Origin of the sequence: Nocardia sp. NPDC019395 (assembly GCF_040632335.1) — a bacterium.
In the GTDB taxonomy this organism is placed as follows: Bacteria; Actinomycetota; Actinomycetes; order Mycobacteriales; family Mycobacteriaceae; genus Nocardia.
In genome coordinates this window covers 23,014-40,290 of record NZ_JBEYBT010000002.1, presented here as the reverse complement: position 1 = coordinate 40,290, position 17,277 = coordinate 23,014, and the positions used below count along the sequence as shown (strand labels likewise).

The following is a 17,277-nucleotide window of genomic DNA, read 5'->3' as shown; positions in this document are numbered from 1 at the left end:
CTTATCCAGGTGAACCTAGTGGTTGGCGCGAGCGCCACACAGCGTCCCGATCCGAGGCTCGTCGCCATCGCCGACCGGCCTCGGAAGATTAGTGCTGCGCCAGCGACGATCGAGCATTTGCTCGCGCGAGGCCGATACCAGAGCCCACTGCGTTATCCCGGAGCGAAGAGCGGCCTGGCCACCGTCATCGGCGAAATGATCATTGCGGCCGAGACTTCCCGCCAGATCCAGCGCGTCGAACTGCTTGTCGAGCCGTTCGCTGGAGGCGCATCAACCGCTCTGCGTCTGGTCGGGGCCGGAATCGTCGAACGTGCGCTCCTCGCGGACGCCGATCCCTTGGTAGCAGCGTTCTGGCAGGTCGCTGCCGGACGTACCGAGGAGCTCATCGATCGCATTGCCGACGAGCACGATCGCTTCGTCGCCCCCGGAGGAGCAGCCGCCCTCGATCGCTGGGACTACTGGCGAGCATGGAACCCCGTCCCCGGCGACAGCCGACCCGCAGCCGATCTGGAACTCGCTACAAAATGCCTATTCCTGAATCGGACCACGTTCTCCGGAATCCTGCACGGGCAAGCCGGGCCGATCGGGGGCCGCGCCCAGACCTCTGGCTATGGAATCGGGTGCCGGTTCCATCTGGCACCGCTCACCGAGCGCCTCCGCTATGTCGGCCACCTCTACGACACCGGCCGCATCATCGATGTATGGCGTGCCGACTGGCGGGAAACCCTCAGCGGAGTCGCCTCGCACTACAAGACACTGCTCCCGAACCGAGTGGTCGCCTATCTGGATCCCCCATACCTGTCGAAGTCCGGGAAGCTCTATCGACGCTCCTTCGACTCGACCAAGAAGACCACCGAGGCCGACCTCGACTGGATGTCGATGTTCCAACACGAAAGCCTCGCGGAGTACCTGCGGCGACACATGCAGTTCCGGTGGATCCTGTCGTACGACTTCGACGCACGCCTCCTCGAGGACAACGCTCTCTACGCGGCAAGGCGGATGCAGCCCGACCGCGGCAGCCGGGAACTTCTTGGTACCAAGGCGTGGCGGATTGTGAGGAAAACAGTCACCCTGAACTACACCGCATCATCACGCAATGGACGCGGTCCAGCAGAGGAGCTGCTCCTTACCACGTTGCCGGCGGAAACTGTTCCATCGAATGAACGGCTGCGAGCTATCGATAAGGGTCTGTCCAGATAACGGTGTAACTCGGTGTGATTCGGTTACTTTCGTCCGGCGGTGAGTCGGCCGTCGAAGGTGATGTCGAAGGCGTTGAGTGCGGCTTTCCACCTGGTGACCCAGCGCTTCTGTCCGGCACCGGTGGGGTCGAGACTCATGATCGCCATGTAGACGCATTTCAGGGCCGCTTGCTCGTTGGGGAAGTGTCCGCGGGCACGGACGGCGCGGCGGATGCGGGCGTTGACCGACTCGATCGCGTTGGTCGAGCACACCACCCGCCGGATTTCGGTGTCGAATGCCAGGAACGGAACGAACTCCGGCCAGGAGTTCTCCCAGAGTTTCACGATCGCCGGATACTTTCCGCCCCAGGCCTCGGTGAACTCGTAGAACCGTTCCAGCGCGGCCGACTCCGTGGGTGCGGTGTATATCGGTTTGAGGGCTTTGGCGATCGCGTCCCAGTGCTGTCGGGCCGCGTATCGGAACGAGGCCCGCAGCAGATGCACCACACACGTCTGGACAACAGCGGCCGGCCAGACCTGCCCGATGGCGTCGGGAAGTCCTTTGAGGCCGTCGCAGACGAGCATGCACACGTCCTCGGCACCCCGGTTACGCAGCTCGGTGAGGATCTGCAGCCAGAATTTCGCGCCCTCACCGCCGTCACCGGCCCATAATCCGAGGATGTCGCGGGTGCCGTCCACGGTCACCGCCAACGCGACATAGATCGGCCGGTTGGCGACCTTGCCATCGCGGATCTTCACGTGGATGGCATCCAGGAAGATCACCGGATACACCGAGTCCAGCGGCCGGTTCTGCCACTCGGCCATCCCGTCGATCACCTTGTCGGTAATGGTGGAAATCGACTGCTTGGACACCTCGGCGCCATAAACCTCCCGCAAATGCGCCGAGATCTCCCCGTGAGTCAAGCCCTTCGCCGACAGTGACAGGACCATGTTCTCGACTCCGTTGAGCCGGCGCTGCCGCTTGCGCACGATCTGCGGCTCGAAACTCGCCTCCCGGTCTCGCGGGACGTCGATATCGACCGGTCCGACGTCGGTGACCACGGTCTTGGAGCGGGTCCCGTTGCGGGAGTTACCGGTTCCACGTCCGGCCGGATCGCCGTGGTCATAGCCGAGATGGTCGGTGATCTCGCCCTCGAGGGCAGATTCGACCACCATCTTGGTCAGCTGCGCCAGCAGCCCGCCTTCGCCGCTGAGCTGCAGCCCGCTGGCGCGGGCCTGCTCCACCAGCTTGCCCACCAGTTCGGCATCCACCGCCGAGGTTTTCGGATCCTTACGCCTGGCCACCGCAGCAGTATCGACCACTTCGGCTGCCGCCACATCAGATGTCACAGTGCTACTCCTTGGTTCGGAGTTACACCGTTGTCTTTACAGTCCCATCGATAATTGAGTTTTCTGGGACGTGATATGCGCAATCCGCCGGAACATGTTTATCTTTCAGCATGGGTATTTACGATGCGCATAGTTTTTACCGCGACGGTGGTGACCCCACCTGTGAGCGGTCCTGGCTATAAGGGCTCTCGATTGCTGGTCGTTTCCGGCGCAGGTTCTCGGCGGTGGCCGGTTGGTCACGCGGGAACCTCTTCTCTGCCAATAACCTCCTGACCATGTCAGACCTCAGTGCGATGCTGACGCAGTGACATCATGGCTTCCCCTGATCGGCTCGCTCTTGATCGCCTCTGTGACGCTGATCGGCATCACTATCAACAATCGCACGAACAACTTGGCAATCGCTGCCGCCGAAGAGCGTGAACATCGAAAATGGCAGCGAGAGGCTGTGCTTCGATTGTGCGGCGAAGCCGTTGAAACGGCGCTCCACGCACAGGCTGACTACGACAGGCTGGTCTACGACATCCTCGATGAGGTACAAGAAGACGAGCTCCGCAAATTGGTCGAGGACCACGCGCGCAAGCTCGGTGCAACTGCTGCCATGCTTCATATGCTCAATGCACGCCTGGTCGGCGATGCAAGTGCCAAACTTCAGGCGGCTGTGACCGATAGTGGATTTCGCAGCGCTGCCACGGCACTGGCACACAGGGCTGCTGCGGACGAACCAATGCCCCATTTCAGCAGCACGACCTTAGAAACCCTGGAGAAGAAGTTTGAGGAGGGACTGAAGCGCCTCGAGGCCGCAAGGATGACCCTGACACAGGCGGCCGGAACCGAACTTCGGTGGCTGAACGATCACTCGTTCTCCTCCGGGGATCCCGCCCTTTGAACGCGACCGATGTGCCGGTGCGAGGCGCTCGGACCGACAGGGCAATACAGGAGAGGATGGGGCACTGTAGGTCTCATCATTGGGCCGCCGAGCGGTGCTCAGGCCTTTCGTTTACAGCGCGTTCCACTGCCAGGGTTTCGGGATGTGGCCCCGGAGGCAGGCGATTCGATGGGCAGCCTCTGCGCGAGCAGCTGGTTTGTGGTGGGACAGGCTGATCACGAAGGCAGTCCAGCGGAGTTCCTGGATGTCGGCGTAGACCCGGAACTCCGGCGCGGCGGTCATGTCGTATCCGCCATACGCGGCGACGAAGGCTTCGTAGTCGTCGGTGTCGATGCGGGTGAAGTCGGTGTGGTCGACGGCCAGTTGGACGAGATCCCACTCAGGTCGGCCCAGGGAGACCTTGTCCAGGTCGAGGAATGTCGGTGTGCCGGAGCGGGGGACGACGAGGTTTCCTTGCCAGGCGTCGCCGTGGATCACCGAGGCTCGGGTCACCGGCGGAAGCTGTTCGTATCGTTGCCGGAGTATCACATAGTGCCGGGTCAGCCATTGCCGGTCGTCGTCGGTGAGGGTGGTGGCTGTGGTGATCCGGTCCTCGAGCCCGGCGAATGGCTGGTATTCCACTAGGTCGAAGGTGGTCGGTGGAGTGAGGATGTGCAGCTGGGCGAGGGCGGTGCCGAGTTCGGCGGGGGTGGCGGGGCGGTGGTCGGGGATGAGCTGCCACCAGGTGACGGGATAGCTGTCGACGACTACTGGCTGCGGCAGTGTTTCCACGGCTTGGACGGTGGGGATGCCGGAGTGGTTGAGCCAGTGGGAGATGCGTAGCTCGCGGCGTGCGGTGTCTGCGCTGCCGGGTTTCCCGATGCGGGCGATGATTCCGCCGTCGAGTTCATAGATGGCGTGGGCTCCGGTGCGGAGCGGGATTGCGGTGGATGCGTCGAGACCGGCATGGGTGGCAGCCTCTTCGAGGATGCCTGCTGCCGGGGCCGGGGTCATAGTGTCACCTCAAGTCTCGGTAGGGCGGCGATGGTGGGGCGGAGTTCGGCGACCTCGGTGATTCTGCGGTGCGGTGTCGCGGCGGCGGCGAGGCCGCGGAGTTCGTCGCGGATGCGTTGGGAGTGGAAGTGCGCGGCGTCGGTGACAGCTTGCATACCGAGCGCGGCGGCGGTGCGTGGGTCGCCGAGTTGCATGGCGAGGGTGGCCAGGCGGCGGTCACAGGCATGGGTCTCAAACACCGCATCCACCCCCTCGCCGCCGCCATCGCCCTCGACCAGCTCGGCCACCTCGACGACTACCTCACCGGCCGCAACCGGATCGCCGCCCACATCGCCGACCGACTCGAAGGCTTACCCGGGATCGTCGCACCCCGGCCTGGCCCCGAGATCCGGCCCTCCTGGTACGGGATAGCTCTGCAATACCGGCCCGAGGAACTCAGCGGAATCCCCGTCGAACGCATCCACCAGGCGCTACTCGCCGAGGGCTGCCGCGAAATCGACCGACCGGGCTCCACCTGCCCTCTCAACCTGCTGGAGCTCTTCCAGACACCCGGTACCCTCTTCCCCGAATACGCTGGCGAATTCGCCTATCGCCCCGGTGAATTCCCGCACGCCGAACACCTGCACCGCCACACACTCAAGCTCCCGGTGTGGCACCGCGAACACGACCTCTCCCTCGTCGACCGCTACCTCGACGCCATCGAAAAAGTCATCCGCCACGCCAACCACCTGAAAGGATCGACCTCATGACGACCCATCTCGAAGACCTCACCACCGAAGCCGAACGCGACGGCGTCCAGCAACTCGTCGTCGGCGCGGTCGTCGAACACAACGAACGCATCCTGCTGCTGTGCCGACCCAGCAACGATTTCATGGGCGGCATCTGGGAACTGCCCAGCGGCAAAGTCGAACCCGGTGAAAACCTCGACCAGGCACTCGCCCGCGAGGTCACCGAAGAAACCGGGCTCCAGGTCACCGGCATCGGCCGCTACATCGACAGCTTCGACTACCGCTCCGGAAGCGGCAAACACAGCCGCCAATTCAACTTCGCCGTCCACTGCGCCGCTCCCGAACCCGTCCGGCTCACCGAGCACGACGCCTACACCTGGACCCCACTCACCGAAGAACCCCCCGTCACCGCCGCCGTCAAACAGACCCTCACCGCCTATCGAAACGCCGACTGAACGCGCGATCATCGTGGACGCGACGGCACCGGATGGGCGCTGACGGTGGCCGTCCGGTAGTAGGCAACCGGAAAGCGGGGAGACAGGTCTGGGCAGCACGCGTCCTCACATGCCTGTCGAACGGACTGCAAGGGGTCCATCGGATGTTATTGGGGTCTACGCCACACAGAACGCGTGGCCAAGATAAGCCGCCGGACCTGGTTCGATGACCACCACGCTGACACAAAAAGACCCTCACACCGGAATCTCAGTGTGAGGGTCAGCTGTCGTAGAGAGTGTCGTAAAACCAGGTTATTTCATCATGCGAAGAACATATAACCCCTGGTGGAGCTAAGGGGACTCGAACCCCTGACCCCCACACTGCCAGTGTGGTGCGCTACCAGCTGCGCCATAGCCCCGGATGGTTGCCGCCGGTTCCCCGGCTGCCTGAACGAAGTTACACCACCTCCACGTCAGGCACCAAATCGGCTGGATTCCGGGTGAACGCTGAGGTCAGGGGGCAACCTGCTGGACCCAGCCCTGGTTCTGGACGTCGATCTTGGTAGCGACGTCGAACACACTGGGGGTGGCCGCATCGCCTTCGAGGGCGGCTTTCAGGTCGTCGACGGCGCCGCTCGCCTGGGTCCTGGCCGCCTCCACGCGGGCGCCGGTGGTGATGCAGTCGCCGGCGGAGGCCGGGGCGCCGGCTTCGGCGGCTATGGTGGCGAGCTCGTCGTCGGAGAGGTCGGAGCCCTCCTCCGGCTGGCGGGTGGTGAAGAGAGTTTCGTGGAACTTCGAGAAGACGACACCGGAGCCGCTGTCAGCGACGCACTGGAGGGCGGCGGTGGCGCGGGTGGAGTAGTCGCCGGCGGCGGATTTGGGGTCGAGGAAGTTGACGAAGCGGTAGCGGACGGCGAGTTTGCCCTCGTCGATCTTCTGGGAGAGTTCCTGGCCGTAGAGGTGCTCGAGGTTTCCGCAGCCGGGGCAGATGGGGTCCTCGTAGATTTCGAGGGTTTTCGGGGCGTCGGGGAGGCCGAGGCGGACGCCGCCGTCGCTCTGGAGCGCGGCCGTGACGGCCGGGTTGCGGACCGAGCCGTAGCCGTCGTTGCGGACCTCGGCTTCACCGGAGCCCCAGCGATACGCGAAGAAGACGATCAGCAGGATCAGCACGAGGGCCACAGCGCCCAGGGCGTAGGTGGTCCGGTTGGACATCGGCCGCGGGGTGTAGTCGGACGGCGAATTGCTCACGCGACCACTCTGCCGTATCCGGGCGAACCGGTCACGCGCGCACAGGTCAGTGTTTCGGTTCCGCGGGCGGCCGCACGGCAGATTCTCCGGGGGAACCGGCGCTTTCCTCGGCTGCGGCGATCTCCGGGGCGATGGGATGCGCGGCGGGATCAGTGGGCCGCTCCGGGTCGCTCGCGAGACTGGCGCGCTGCATCGGTTCGGGGACTATGAACCAGGCCAGGGCCGCTACGGCCAGTAGCGAACCGGTCACCGCCAGACCCGCACCGTAGGACAGGCGCTGGGCGATGGCACCGACCACGATGGGTCCGAGGACCGTGCCCAGATCCTGGGACATCTGGAAACCGGCCAGCATGGTGCCGCCACGGGCCCGGGAGCCGATGATATCGCCGACGGCGGCCTGCTGGGCGGGGGTGAACAGACCCGAACCGATACCGGCGACGAACGAGGTGACCAGCAGCCAGGTCAGGTTCGGCGCCAGGCCGAGGCCGGTGGTTCCGACACCGCACACCAGGGCGCCGGAGATCAGCAGGGGGCGCCGGCCGTAGGTATCGGAGAGGCGCCCGGAGAAGAACAGGACGGTCGCGTTGCCCGCGGCGAAAACGGTGAGCGCCACCCCGGCCATCCCGGACGGCTGGCCGAGAACCTCCACCACCAGCAGCGGAACGAGCGCCATCCGGACCCCGAACACCGCGGCACCATTGGCGAAGTTGGACCACAGCGCCGCCCGGTATTCGGGCCGGGACAAACCCTGGACGAAACTCACGGTGGTGACGTCGGCGGCGGATTCGGATTCGGTGATCCGGGAATCGCGCAGATTGAAATAGACGACCGCCACCGCGATGAGCAGGGCGACCGCGTAGATCAGGAACGGGGCGCGCAGACCGAAACCGGCCAGCGCACCGCCGACCAGGGGACCGGACAGCCCGCCGATCAGGAAACACGTCGACCACAAACCGGTGACGCGACCGCGTTCGGCGGGTGGGGACAGCCGGATCACCAGCGCCATCGAGGACACGGTGAACATGGTCGAGCCCACGCCGCCCAGGGAACGCAGCACCATCAACTGCCAGTAGGTCTGGGCGAAGGCGCTCGCCCCGGTGGAGATTGCGACGATGAGCAACCCGACCAGGTAGATCCGCCGCTCCCCCAGCAACTGCACCAATCGCCCGCTGACCGGCGCGAACAGTAGACGCATCGCGGCGAACGCGCTGACGATCGCGGACGCCGCAGCCACCCCGACGCCGAAGCTCAACGCGAACTGCGGCAGCACCGGCGAGACCAGGCCGAACCCCATCGAGATACAGAACGCGGCGGCGATCAGCACCCAGATCTCACTGGGCAGGGGCGCCCGGCCGGACTTGTTCATGCGGTGGCGCAGCCGGTGCCGGAGGGTCGGCTCGGCGACCGCGCTACGTCCACCTGATCCGTGTTCGCTCCCGGATTCGGGTCGATCGTCAGCTACGGGGTCACCACTCACCCAGGCAACCAACGCTGCGCCGGGCGTCACAATTCCCTGGGATCAATCGAGGTGCCGCCGGACATCGCGGAGCCGCGCCGCCCGGCACACCGTTCAACTCGGTTCGTCCGGGCCGGAATCTACTCCCGGTTGCGGAATCGGGATCGATACCGTGGGCACCTACGCCGACAATCCGACCGGTGTTGTGGCCGGTTACATCTAGTTGTCTTCCAGTACTCGCCCGACCAGTTCGCGTGCCGCGTCCTGGACTCGAGCGAGATGGTCGGGGCCGTGGAAGGACTCCGCGTAGATCTTGTATTTGTTCTCGGTACCCGACGGGCGGGCCGCGAACCACGCGTTTTCCGTACTCACCTTCAAACCGCCCAGTGCGGCGCCGTTGCCCCGGGCCCGGGTGGCGACCTCGGTGATAGGTTCGCCGGCGATCTCGGCGGCGGTCACCTGACCGGGGTCGAGCGCGGCCAGGAGTTTCTTCTGCTCGGCATCGGCGGGGGCGTCGATGCGGGCGTAGGCGGGGCTGCCGTGGTTGCGCTCCAGTTCGAGGTAGCGGGCCGACGGGCTCTGCCCGGTGACGGCGGCGATCTCGGCGGCCAGCAGAGCCAGCAGGATGCCGTCCTTCTCCGTGGTCCAGACGGTTCCGTCCATCCGCAGGAAAGAGGCACCCGCGCTCTCCTCACCACCGAAGGCGAGGCTGCCGCTGAACAGGCCGGGAACGAACCATTTGAATCCGACCGGCACCTCGTGCACATCCCGGCCCAGCACCCCGACGACCCGATCGATCATCGCCGACGTGACCGCGGTCTTTCCGATCTTGGAGAGCGCGTCCCAGCCGCGGCGGTTCGCCACCAGATAGTCGATCGCCACCGCGAGGAAATGGTTCGGGTTCATCAGGCCGCCGTCGGGGGTGACGATGCCGTGGCGGTCGGCGTCGGCGTCGTTGCCGGTGGAGATGTCGTAATCGTCCCGGATCGCCACCAGCGACGCCATCGCGTGCGGGGACGAGGGGTCCATCCGGATCTGACCGTCACCGTCGAGGGGCATGAAACTCCAGGTCGGGTCCACCGTCGGGTTCACGACCTCGAGCTCGAGGTCGTACCGCTGACCGATCTCCTCCCAGTAGTCGACGCTGGCGCCACCCATCGGGTCGGCGCCGAGCCGGATCCCCGCACCGCGGATGGCATCCAGGTTCAGCACGGCGGGCAGGTCGGCGATGTAATGGTCGAGGTAGTCGTAGCGACCGGCGGCGGCCATCGCCCGCGCCAGTGGTGCGCGTTTCACTTCGGCGAGACCACCGCGCAGCAGTTCGTTGGCGCGTTCGGCGATGGCGTCGGTGGCACCGGTATCGGCCGGACCGCCGTGCGGCGGGTTGTATTTGATACCACCGTCGCGCGGCGGATTATGCGACGGGGTCACCACGATGCCGTCGGCTTGCGGCCGGGTGATATCACGATTGTGGCGCACCACAGCGTGACTGAGCGCGGGTGTCGGCGTGTAACGTCCGCGCGCGTCGACTACGGCGCTGACATCGTTTCCGGCCAGCACCTCGAGCACGGTGGTCCACGCCGGTTCGGACAGGGCGTGGGTATCGCGGGCCAGATACACCGGCCCCGTGACCTCGCGTGTGGCACGGTATTCGACGACGGCCTGGGTGATCGCCAGAATATGCGCCTCGTTGAAGGTGGCGTCGAGGCTCGAGCCGCGATGGCCGGATGTCCCGAAGACCACCCGCTGGGTGGGTTCGGCGGGGTCGGGAACGCGGCTGTAGTACGCGGTCACCAGGCCCGGAACGTCCACCAGATCGCCGGGGCGGGCGGGCCGTCCGGCTCGGTTGTGCGCCATATTCGGAATTCCCTTCGTGGTCGGCCGGACCCGGCTGGTCATCGTGATCATCCGAAAAGGCCCCCCGCCACGGCACCGAGATAGACGGCGCCGAGGCAGATTCCGGTATTCAGCACGATATTTCCGAGCGCGTACCCGGTGGCGCCGCCGGTGGCGAGCCTCATCGTCTCGTATCCGAACGTGCTGAAGGTGGTGAACGCACCGCAGAATCCGATTCCCGCGCCCGCCAGCACCATGCCGCTCGTTTCCGCACCGATCAACGCACCCAATAGCGCTGAGCCGACAATGTTAACGGCCAGCGTGCCGAGGGGAAGATGGGAACGGGTGTACGCGGTCACCGTGCGGTCGAGCAGGTAGCGCGCGGGAGCGCCCAGCATTCCGCCCAGCACCACCCAGACCGCCGTCACCGGCTCCTCCGCTCGGCGCACGCTCGCCGACGGAGATCCGGACGCCCCGACACCACCATGACCCGACCCCTCTCGCTCGTACCGTCCTACGTTCAGCTCGTGCCGTACCGCGCTGGCCCGCCGCGTCTCCGGGCGATCCACCGGGTGGTCCCGGTTCCGGCGGCCACCGCGCTCAGGCAGACCACCACGGTTCCCCCGAGATAGCCGAGTGCCGTACCGGTGGCACCCGATCCGAGCAGTGTACGAACCTCGGAGCTGTAACTCGAAAAGGTGGTGAATCCACCCAGTACCCCGACCCCCAAAAAGGGACGAATCAACCGATGCGGTGACCACACCTCGGTGATCAGCACCATCAGTACGCCGATGGCCAGGCATCCGATGGTGTTGGCGAGCAAGGTGGCCCACGGAATCGTCCCGGGCCGGGCCGGAATCCGGAGCGCGAGCCAATACCGCAACCCTGCCCCCAGTCCCCCGCCGCAGGCGACGGCCGCGAGCACGAAAGCATCGGCCGGCCCGGGCTTTGCGGGTTCGCTCATACTCCGGCACCTCCGATCCAGGGGGCACGGCGACGGACCGTGCGCGGCGGATGTTCAGCGGCAACGTTATCCGCAGCAGACCAGGGAGTTGCGTTCGGCCGGATCGAAACGGTTCGCCTTAATTCGTAACTTGCTACCATTCCCGATGTGAACCTCGCCACCACTGCGTCCCGGACGCGTCGTCTCCGGGTGGATGCGGCGCGCAATCAACAGCGGATCATCGACGCGGCCCGGGAACTGTTCGCCGACCGTGGGTTGGAGATCACCCTGGACGATGTGGCCGAACGCGCAGGGGTCGGGGTGGGCACCGTCTACCGCCGGTTCGCCAATAAACGCGAACTCATCTCCGAGGTCTTCGCCGGCCATATCCGCGAATTCGGCGAGGCCGCACAGGATGCGCTCACGGCCGAGGATCCGTGGGACGGTCTGGTGCGCCTGTTCGAGTACGCGTGCCGGCATATGGCGACCAACCGGGGCTTCAGCGAAGTCATGCTGGAAATGAAGGATGATCCCGCGCGCCTGGGCTACCCGCGAGAGCAGATCGGACCGGTGGTCGCGGCGGTGATGGAGCGGGCACGGGACGCGGGTGTGGTGCAGCCGGGTATCGAGGCCACCGATCTGTTCGCGTTGATCTATATGGTCGATTCGCTCGCCGATTTCGCCCGGCCCGTCGATTCCGATATCTGGCGGCGCTATATGGCGATCACGCTCAACGGGATCCGGGCCGAGAACACACCGCCGCAGGCACTGACCGTGAACGCACTGAGCCTCGCCGAGGTCGAACAGGCCAAGGCCGCCAAACCGGGACCGTGCTCGGTGCGCCGCCGCTGACCAGTCATATTCTCCGCGAATTTTCCCGACGGCCGCTGCCGCCATCCCCTAATGTTGGACAGGTGACCAACTCATGGGTGAACTGGGCCGGCGATCAGCGGTGCGCACCGGCCCGGATGGCCGCTCCGCGCGATCACGCGGAGCTGGGCGGAGAGCTCGCACGAGCCGCCGCGGACGGACATCGCGTCCGCGTCGTGGGTTCCGGACACTCCTTCAACGACACCTGCCTCACCGACGGGCTACTACTCGACCTCTCCCGCATGAACCGCGTATTGGACGTCGACCGGAACGCCGGCCTGGCGCGAGTCCAGTCCGGGATCACCCTCGCGGCACTCAATCCCCGGCTCGACGAATACGGGCTCGCTTTCCCGAACCTCGGCGATATCGACGCGCAGACCATCGCCGGCGCCACCGCCACCGGAACGCACGGCACCGGCGGCCGGTTACCCAATCTCTCCGCGCAACTGCACGCGATCGAGCTGACGACCGCCGACGGCAGGACCGTCGAACTGACCGAGAATTCCGGGGCGGAGGCATGGCGCGCGGCGCGAGTCGGTATCGGCGCCCTCGGCGTGATCACCGCCTGCACCCTGCGGCTCGTACCCTCGTTCGTCCTCGAAGGCGTGGAGCGACCGGTTCCGGTCGAGGAGGTCCTGCGCGACCTGGACTCCTATATCGCCGGCAACGATCATTTCGAGTTCTATATGTTCGCCCACAGCCCCACGGCGATGACCAAACGCAACAACCGCGTAGAACTGCCGCCCGCGCCACGCCACCGGATCGTCGACTGGTTCGCCGATATCGCCGTGTCCAATCACGCGAGCGACGCGCTGTGCCGGCTGGCGCGCCGCCGGCCCACTCTCATCCCGCCGCTGCAGCGGGCCGCCGCATACGCCTTCAGCTATCGGCGGCAAGTGGACAGGTCCTATCGCGTGTTCACCACCCCGCGGCTGTTGCGGTTCACCGAAATGGAATACGCGATTCCACGCGAACACTCGGTCGAAGCCATCCGGGAGATCAAGGAAACCGCACAGCGTTTCGACAGCCCCATGCCGATCGAGGTGCGCTGGGTGGCGGGCGACGACGCGTTTCTCTCGCCCGCCGGCGGGCGCGAGACCTGCTATATCGCCGTGCACCAATATCAAGGCATGGACCACGAGCCGTTCTTCCGCGCCTGCGAGGCGATTTTCGACCGCTACGCGGGCCGGCCACACTGGGGTAAACGCCACTTCCAGACGGCGGAAACCTTGCGCCGGAAGTATCCGGATTGGGACCGGTTCGCCGCGGTGCGCCGCCATTACGACCCCGACGGCCGATTCACCAACAATTACCTCGACCGCGTGCTCGGCCCGATCTCAGCGGGCCAGAATCAGCTCGACCAACCGCGGTAGGGCGGTGCCGATGGGTTCGCGCACGACCTCGGTCGCCAGCGAATCATAGGGTGTGGGTTCGGCGTTCACGACGATCAACGACGCCCCCGCGGCCACTGCCCGCCCGCACAGCGATGCCGCCGGCTCGACCTGCAGTGATGTGCCGACGGCCAGGAATATCTCCGCGGTTTCGGCCGCGAGCGACGCTTTGAGCAGGGTGCGGTGGTCGAGCGCCTGGCCGAACATGATCACATCGGCCTTGAGGACCCCACCACATTCCGGGCACGGCGGATCGGCTTCACCGGCTCCGACCCGCTCGAGCGTTGCGGCCATACTCGCGGTATAGCCGCAGTTCACGCAGACCACATCGAACATGTTCCCGTGGATCTCGATCACCCGCTGCGGATCGGATCCAGCCCGTTGATGCAACCGGTCGACGTTCTGGGTGACGATGGTGAGCCCGCGCCCGGCGCGTTCCAATTCCACCAGCGCCAGATGCGCGGGGTTGGGTTCCGCGGCCCAGGCCGGGTTATCGCGACGGGCCCGCCAGGAGCGCTCCCGGAGCTCGGGGTCGGATACGTAGTTGTCGTAGGTGGACAGCAACTCCGCCACGGGATCCTCGGCCCACACTCCGCGCGGCCCGCGGAAATCGGGGATACCACTATCGGTGGAAATACCCGCCCCCGTCAGCACCGCGATACGGCCGGTGCGTTCGTGCCATGCGCTCACCGACGTCCCTCCGGAAGCGGGCACGCCCCGCGAGGATGTGCATGCGATCGAAGCGCGCACCGAGATGGAATCCGCATACCACAAGCTTAGGCAGACGCATCCACTGCCATCACGGAGCGGGTAACAGCAACTACATTGGTTAACTTTTGGCAAACCAAATGCGGGGACCGCAACATGATGCAAACCCGGAAAGAAACCTCCGGTACGGTTTCGGCGTGTCGAACCGACTCGGCCACTCTGAACAGTGCTTTTACCCTGAATATCACGCAGCGACCACACAATCGCACACCGGCGGACCGATCGCTGTGATGGTTCTCTCTAGATTTGCTGCCCAGTATCCAAGCAGAGATTTGTCCGTTACGGTGAACACAGTTGCCGCATCGACACCGAGACGGAGGTCCCGCCATGGTCAGCCACCGCGAACCCCGTACGGCAGATCTGCGGGCCGTGTACGCACCGGCCCAGCGCTACAGCAATAACGGTTTGATAACCCAGCAGGTGGGGTACCCCGAAAATATGACAGCAATGCGTAACCGACCCGCCCGGATCGCCGGTATGGAATGGGGCACCGCACTGCTGGCCCTTGCAACCTGCCTCATTTTCGGCACCGGTATCGCCGCCATCACCCAATCGTTTTCGACCGCACTCATCGCCACCGCCATCATCCTGGTCGGCCTGGGAATCACACTGCGCATCCTGAGATCGCCGCGCTGACTGCCGAACTCGCGCGCCCCGTTCCCGAAGACCTGCCCGCGGCACTAATCTGCGAGCATGGCATCCGGGGACGGGTCCGAGGAAAGCATCGGCGGAGACAGCGGCGGTCCGGGGCCACCGGCCGAACCGGTCGATGCGCCACCACGCGCCTCGCATACGGATCCCAGCGTGGACAGCGGCTGGCTCGACCGGCGCACCCGACCGCGCGGAAGTCACCGGCCGCGATGGTCCACCGTGCTGCTCGTCGCCGCATTCATCGCGGTTCTCACCCTCTACCTGCTGCTACAACCGGGCTGAGTACCGGCCGGGAATAATCCGGTTGCTCCAGCGCTTTAAGGTTGTCGACATGAAGGAGAAGGGGCGTAAGGTCATCGCGACCAACCGCCGGGCACGGCACAACTACACGATCCTGGACACCTACGAGGCCGGGATCGCGCTGGTCGGTACCGAAGTCAAGAGCCTGCGCGAGGGCAAGGCCTCTCTCGTGGACGCCTTCGCGACCGTGGACAACGGGGAAATATGGCTGCGCGGTGTGCATATCCCGGAGTTCAGCCACGGCACCTGGACCAACCACTCACCGCGGCGGGTCCGCAAACTACTGCTCCACAAACGCGAGATCGAACGCCTGGTCGGCAAATCGCGTGAGGGTAACCAGACGCTGGTCCCGCTGTCGATGTACTTCTCCGACGGCAAGGTGAAGGTGGAACTCGCCCTGGCCAAGGGTAAGCAGGACTACGACAAGCGACAGGACCTCGCCCGGCGAACCGCCGAACGCGAGGTCACCCGTGAAATCGGCCGCCGGATCAAAGGGATGCGCTGACGGCGCGGACGGCACCCGAAAACGGGAATGAACGACGGCGGCCGAGGTGTTAATATGACTAGCCCGGCAAGGTGCCGGGACGTGCGGGGCTGAACGGTTTCGACTGCGTACGTAGATTCAGGGGAAGCGTGTCGGTGCAGGCAAGAGACCACCGTAAGCGTCGTTGCAACCAATTAAGCGCCGATTCTCATCAGCGCGAGTACGCTCTCGCTGCCTAAGCGATAGCGTCTCTGTCGGCCCGAGGTACGCCCTCGGCTTCGGTGCCGGCATCAGCTAGAGGGCTCACCGCGCGACTCGGTCGCGGAGTAACGCGGGACATCCAACAGCGACTGGGATCGTCATCCCGGCTTGTTCGCGAGACCGGGAGATCCGAGTAGAGGCATAGCGGACTGCACACGGAGAAGCCCTGGTGACGCGGCGGAGGACCCGGGTTCGATTCCCGGCAGCTCCACTCACGAAGGCCCGGTCCATACGGACCGGGCCTTCGTCGTTCGCCGAGGTCGAGGGCCGGACGATGCGTGATCCGGGCCCGCCGGACGGGAACCGATCTCCACGGCGGCGCGATGACCGTAGGCGCCGGTACCAGTCGGCGGTAGCGTGGAAACCACAGCTCACGGTGGTCGCCGCTGGTGAGCCGGTCTGCGAAAGAGGTGGCGCCATGACCGAAATACGCGATCCCGGTCAGGACCGCGCCCGAGCGAGTTCCGACTACCGACTGATGGACGAGGTACTCGACATCGGTGACGAGGAGCGCGAGGACCTGGACTACGACTTGGGCGACGACGATCAGGCCGATGAGGTCCGCGAGTACGAGCGTTATATCACCGACCCCCGGACGAGCTGGTCATCCGCGATCACGAAAACGACGACACCGGCCACTTGGGCATCGCCAGTGAACTCGACCAGGAGTGGAGTCGCCGTCGGCATCGCGAGGAGGTGCGCGCCGAGGACAAGCGGCCCGCGGAGGCAGCGGCCATGGAGATTCACGACGAACCCGGGGATTGACCGATCGGCTCCCTATCGTCCGCCCGTGCGGCGGACGATAGGTTCGATGTCATGAGCGAGTTCGCGGGGTTTCCGATCGCAGGGCCGGACTTCTACGAAGATCTCGAGGCCGACAACTCGAGGATATTCTGGACCGCCAACAAGCACATATACGAGGAGTCCGTGAAGCGCCCGATGACCGCGCTGATCGCCGATCTCGAACCCGGCTTCGGTCCCGCCAAGATCTTCCGCCCCTACCGCGATGTGCGGTTCTCGAAGGACAAGTCGCCGTACAAGACCCATCAGGGCGCGGTAGTGCATACCGCGCCCGGTGTCGGCTGGTACGTCCAGATCGGCGCACCCGGGCTGTTCGTGGCCGGCGGCCTGTACGCGGCCGCACCGGACCAGCTGGCCCGCCTGCGCACCACCATCGACGACGACGTGCGCGGCGCGGAGCTCGAGAAGATCGCGAACAAGCTCGTGCGGGCCGGGTACACCCTCGGCGGCGACAAGCTGAAGACCCGCCCCAAGGGCTACCCCATCGACCACCCGCGCATCGACCTGCTACGGCACAAATCGCTGGTGCTCAGCCGCGAGTTCGGCGCCCCCGACTGGCTGACGACACCACGGGCAGCCACGGAGATCCGCAAGTCATGGGAGACCCTCCGGCCGATCGTCGAATGGCTCGGGGCCGTCGCCGCACCATAGACATGGTTGTCTGTTACTTCTTGTCGCACTAACATGGGCGAAGCTGGT

Annotated in this window: 20 protein-coding genes, 1 tRNA gene and 1 other RNA gene; 12 read left to right on the top strand and 10 right to left on the bottom strand. The window is 65.5% G+C overall.

Features of this window, described 5'->3' with window-relative positions; translation table 11 throughout:
* Positions 1-18 precede the first annotated feature (18 nt).
* Entirely contained in the window at positions 19-1,200 is a 1,182-nt protein-coding gene (locus tag ABZ827_RS08830; RefSeq protein WP_357234718.1) for a DNA adenine methylase, read from the top strand.
* Between the two features lie 23 nt (positions 1,201-1,223).
* On the opposite strand, the gene ABZ827_RS08825 is transcribed toward ABZ827_RS08830, so the two are convergent.
* The gene (locus ABZ827_RS08825) at positions 1,224-2,501 is read right to left on the bottom strand and encodes an IS256 family transposase (protein WP_357235886.1); all 1,278 of its coding nucleotides are present in this window, start codon (positions 2,499-2,501) and stop codon (positions 1,224-1,226) included.
* Positions 2,502-2,832: 331 nt separating this feature from the next.
* On the opposite strand from ABZ827_RS08825, the gene ABZ827_RS08820 reads away from it, so the two are divergent.
* Positions 2,833-3,414 (top strand): hypothetical protein, encoded by a 582-nt coding sequence (locus ABZ827_RS08820; RefSeq protein ID WP_357234716.1) that lies wholly within the window; start codon positions 2,833-2,835, stop codon positions 3,412-3,414.
* Between the two features lie 111 nt (positions 3,415-3,525).
* Here ABZ827_RS08820 and ABZ827_RS08815 read toward each other — a convergent pair whose 3' ends face one another.
* The gene (locus ABZ827_RS08815; protein ID WP_357234713.1) at positions 3,526-4,407 is read right to left on the bottom strand and encodes an aminoglycoside phosphotransferase family protein; all 882 of its coding nucleotides are present in this window, start codon (positions 4,405-4,407) and stop codon (positions 3,526-3,528) included.
* Entirely contained in the window at positions 4,404-4,646 is a 243-nt protein-coding gene (locus ABZ827_RS08810) for a hypothetical protein (protein ID WP_357234711.1), read from the bottom strand. Before ABZ827_RS08810 ends, ABZ827_RS08815 begins: the two co-directional genes overlap by 4 nt.
* On the opposite strand from ABZ827_RS08810, the gene ABZ827_RS08805 reads away from it, so the two are divergent.
* Positions 4,632-5,156, top strand: coding sequence for a DegT/DnrJ/EryC1/StrS family aminotransferase (locus ABZ827_RS08805; protein WP_357234708.1), 525 nt, complete (start codon positions 4,632-4,634; stop codon positions 5,154-5,156). The two genes, ABZ827_RS08810 and ABZ827_RS08805, sit on opposite strands and share 15 nt — an antisense overlap.
* The gene (locus tag ABZ827_RS08800) at positions 5,153-5,590 is read left to right on the top strand and encodes an NUDIX domain-containing protein (RefSeq protein WP_357234706.1); all 438 of its coding nucleotides are present in this window, start codon (positions 5,153-5,155) and stop codon (positions 5,588-5,590) included. Before ABZ827_RS08805 ends, ABZ827_RS08800 begins: the two co-directional genes overlap by 4 nt.
* A gap of 322 nt (positions 5,591-5,912) precedes the next feature.
* Here the strand turns inward: ABZ827_RS08800 and ABZ827_RS08795 are convergent.
* The 6 genes from ABZ827_RS08795 to crcB form a co-directional block, all read right to left on the bottom strand.
* Positions 5,913-5,988, bottom strand: a tRNA-Ala gene (locus ABZ827_RS08795).
* Positions 5,989-6,082: 94 nt separating this feature from the next.
* Positions 6,083-6,817, bottom strand: a complete 735-nt coding sequence (locus ABZ827_RS08790) for a thioredoxin domain-containing protein (RefSeq protein ID WP_357234704.1) — start codon at positions 6,815-6,817, stop codon at positions 6,083-6,085.
* A gap of 46 nt (positions 6,818-6,863) precedes the next feature.
* Positions 6,864-8,183, bottom strand: a complete 1,320-nt coding sequence (locus ABZ827_RS08785; RefSeq protein ID WP_357235885.1) for an MFS transporter — start codon at positions 8,181-8,183, stop codon at positions 6,864-6,866.
* 309 nt (positions 8,184-8,492) lie between these two features.
* Positions 8,493-10,130, bottom strand: coding sequence for a phosphoglucomutase (alpha-D-glucose-1,6-bisphosphate-dependent) (gene pgm, locus ABZ827_RS08780; RefSeq protein ID WP_357235883.1), 1,638 nt, complete (start codon positions 10,128-10,130; stop codon positions 8,493-8,495).
* Between the two features lie 47 nt (positions 10,131-10,177).
* Entirely contained in the window at positions 10,178-10,537 is a 360-nt protein-coding gene (locus ABZ827_RS08775) for a CrcB family protein (protein ID WP_357234701.1), read from the bottom strand.
* A gap of 92 nt (positions 10,538-10,629) precedes the next feature.
* On the bottom strand, positions 10,630-11,073 hold the full coding sequence (gene crcB, locus ABZ827_RS08770) for a fluoride efflux transporter CrcB (RefSeq protein WP_357234698.1): 444 nt from the start codon (positions 11,071-11,073) through the stop codon (positions 10,630-10,632).
* A 147-nt stretch (positions 11,074-11,220) separates the two neighbouring features.
* On the opposite strand from crcB, the gene ABZ827_RS08765 reads away from it, so the two are divergent.
* Together ABZ827_RS08765 and ABZ827_RS08760 are read left to right on the top strand one after the other, a co-directional pair.
* Positions 11,221-11,904: a helix-turn-helix domain-containing protein gene (locus tag ABZ827_RS08765; RefSeq protein ID WP_357234696.1), complete on the top strand. Its 684-nt coding sequence runs from the start codon at positions 11,221-11,223 to the stop codon at positions 11,902-11,904.
* 62 nt (positions 11,905-11,966) lie between these two features.
* On the top strand, positions 11,967-13,295 hold the full coding sequence (locus tag ABZ827_RS08760; protein ID WP_357234693.1) for a D-arabinono-1,4-lactone oxidase: 1,329 nt from the start codon (positions 11,967-11,969) through the stop codon (positions 13,293-13,295).
* On the opposite strand, the gene ABZ827_RS08755 is transcribed toward ABZ827_RS08760, so the two are convergent.
* Positions 13,260-14,003 (bottom strand): Sir2 family NAD-dependent protein deacetylase, encoded by a 744-nt coding sequence (locus ABZ827_RS08755; RefSeq protein ID WP_357234690.1) that lies wholly within the window; start codon positions 14,001-14,003, stop codon positions 13,260-13,262. The genes ABZ827_RS08760 and ABZ827_RS08755 overlap by 36 nt on opposite strands.
* 405 nt (positions 14,004-14,408) lie before the next feature.
* Here ABZ827_RS08755 and ABZ827_RS08750 point away from each other — a divergent pair, with 405 nt between their 5' ends.
* The 6 genes from ABZ827_RS08750 (at position 14,409) to ABZ827_RS08725 (ending at position 17,229) form a co-directional block, all read left to right on the top strand.
* Positions 14,409-14,717, top strand: coding sequence for a hypothetical protein (locus tag ABZ827_RS08750; RefSeq protein ID WP_357234687.1), 309 nt, complete (start codon positions 14,409-14,411; stop codon positions 14,715-14,717).
* Between the two features lie 57 nt (positions 14,718-14,774).
* Positions 14,775-15,014, top strand: a complete 240-nt coding sequence (locus ABZ827_RS08745) for a hypothetical protein (protein WP_357234685.1) — start codon at positions 14,775-14,777, stop codon at positions 15,012-15,014.
* Positions 15,015-15,063: 49 nt separating this feature from the next.
* A complete protein-coding gene (smpB, locus tag ABZ827_RS08740) occupies positions 15,064-15,537 on the top strand; it encodes an SsrA-binding protein SmpB (protein ID WP_357234682.1) in 474 nt (157 codons plus the stop codon).
* An 85-nt stretch (positions 15,538-15,622) separates the two neighbouring features.
* Positions 15,623-15,991, top strand: a transfer-messenger RNA (tmRNA) gene (gene ssrA / locus ABZ827_RS08735).
* Positions 15,992-16,195: 204 nt separating this feature from the next.
* Positions 16,196-16,597, top strand: coding sequence for a hypothetical protein (locus tag ABZ827_RS08730; RefSeq protein WP_357234680.1), 402 nt, complete (start codon positions 16,196-16,198; stop codon positions 16,595-16,597).
* The gene (locus tag ABZ827_RS08725; protein WP_357234678.1) at positions 16,594-17,229 is read left to right on the top strand and encodes a DUF2461 domain-containing protein; all 636 of its coding nucleotides are present in this window, start codon (positions 16,594-16,596) and stop codon (positions 17,227-17,229) included. The genes ABZ827_RS08730 and ABZ827_RS08725 overlap by 4 nt, the downstream gene beginning before the upstream one ends.
* Positions 17,230-17,277 lie beyond the last annotated feature (48 nt).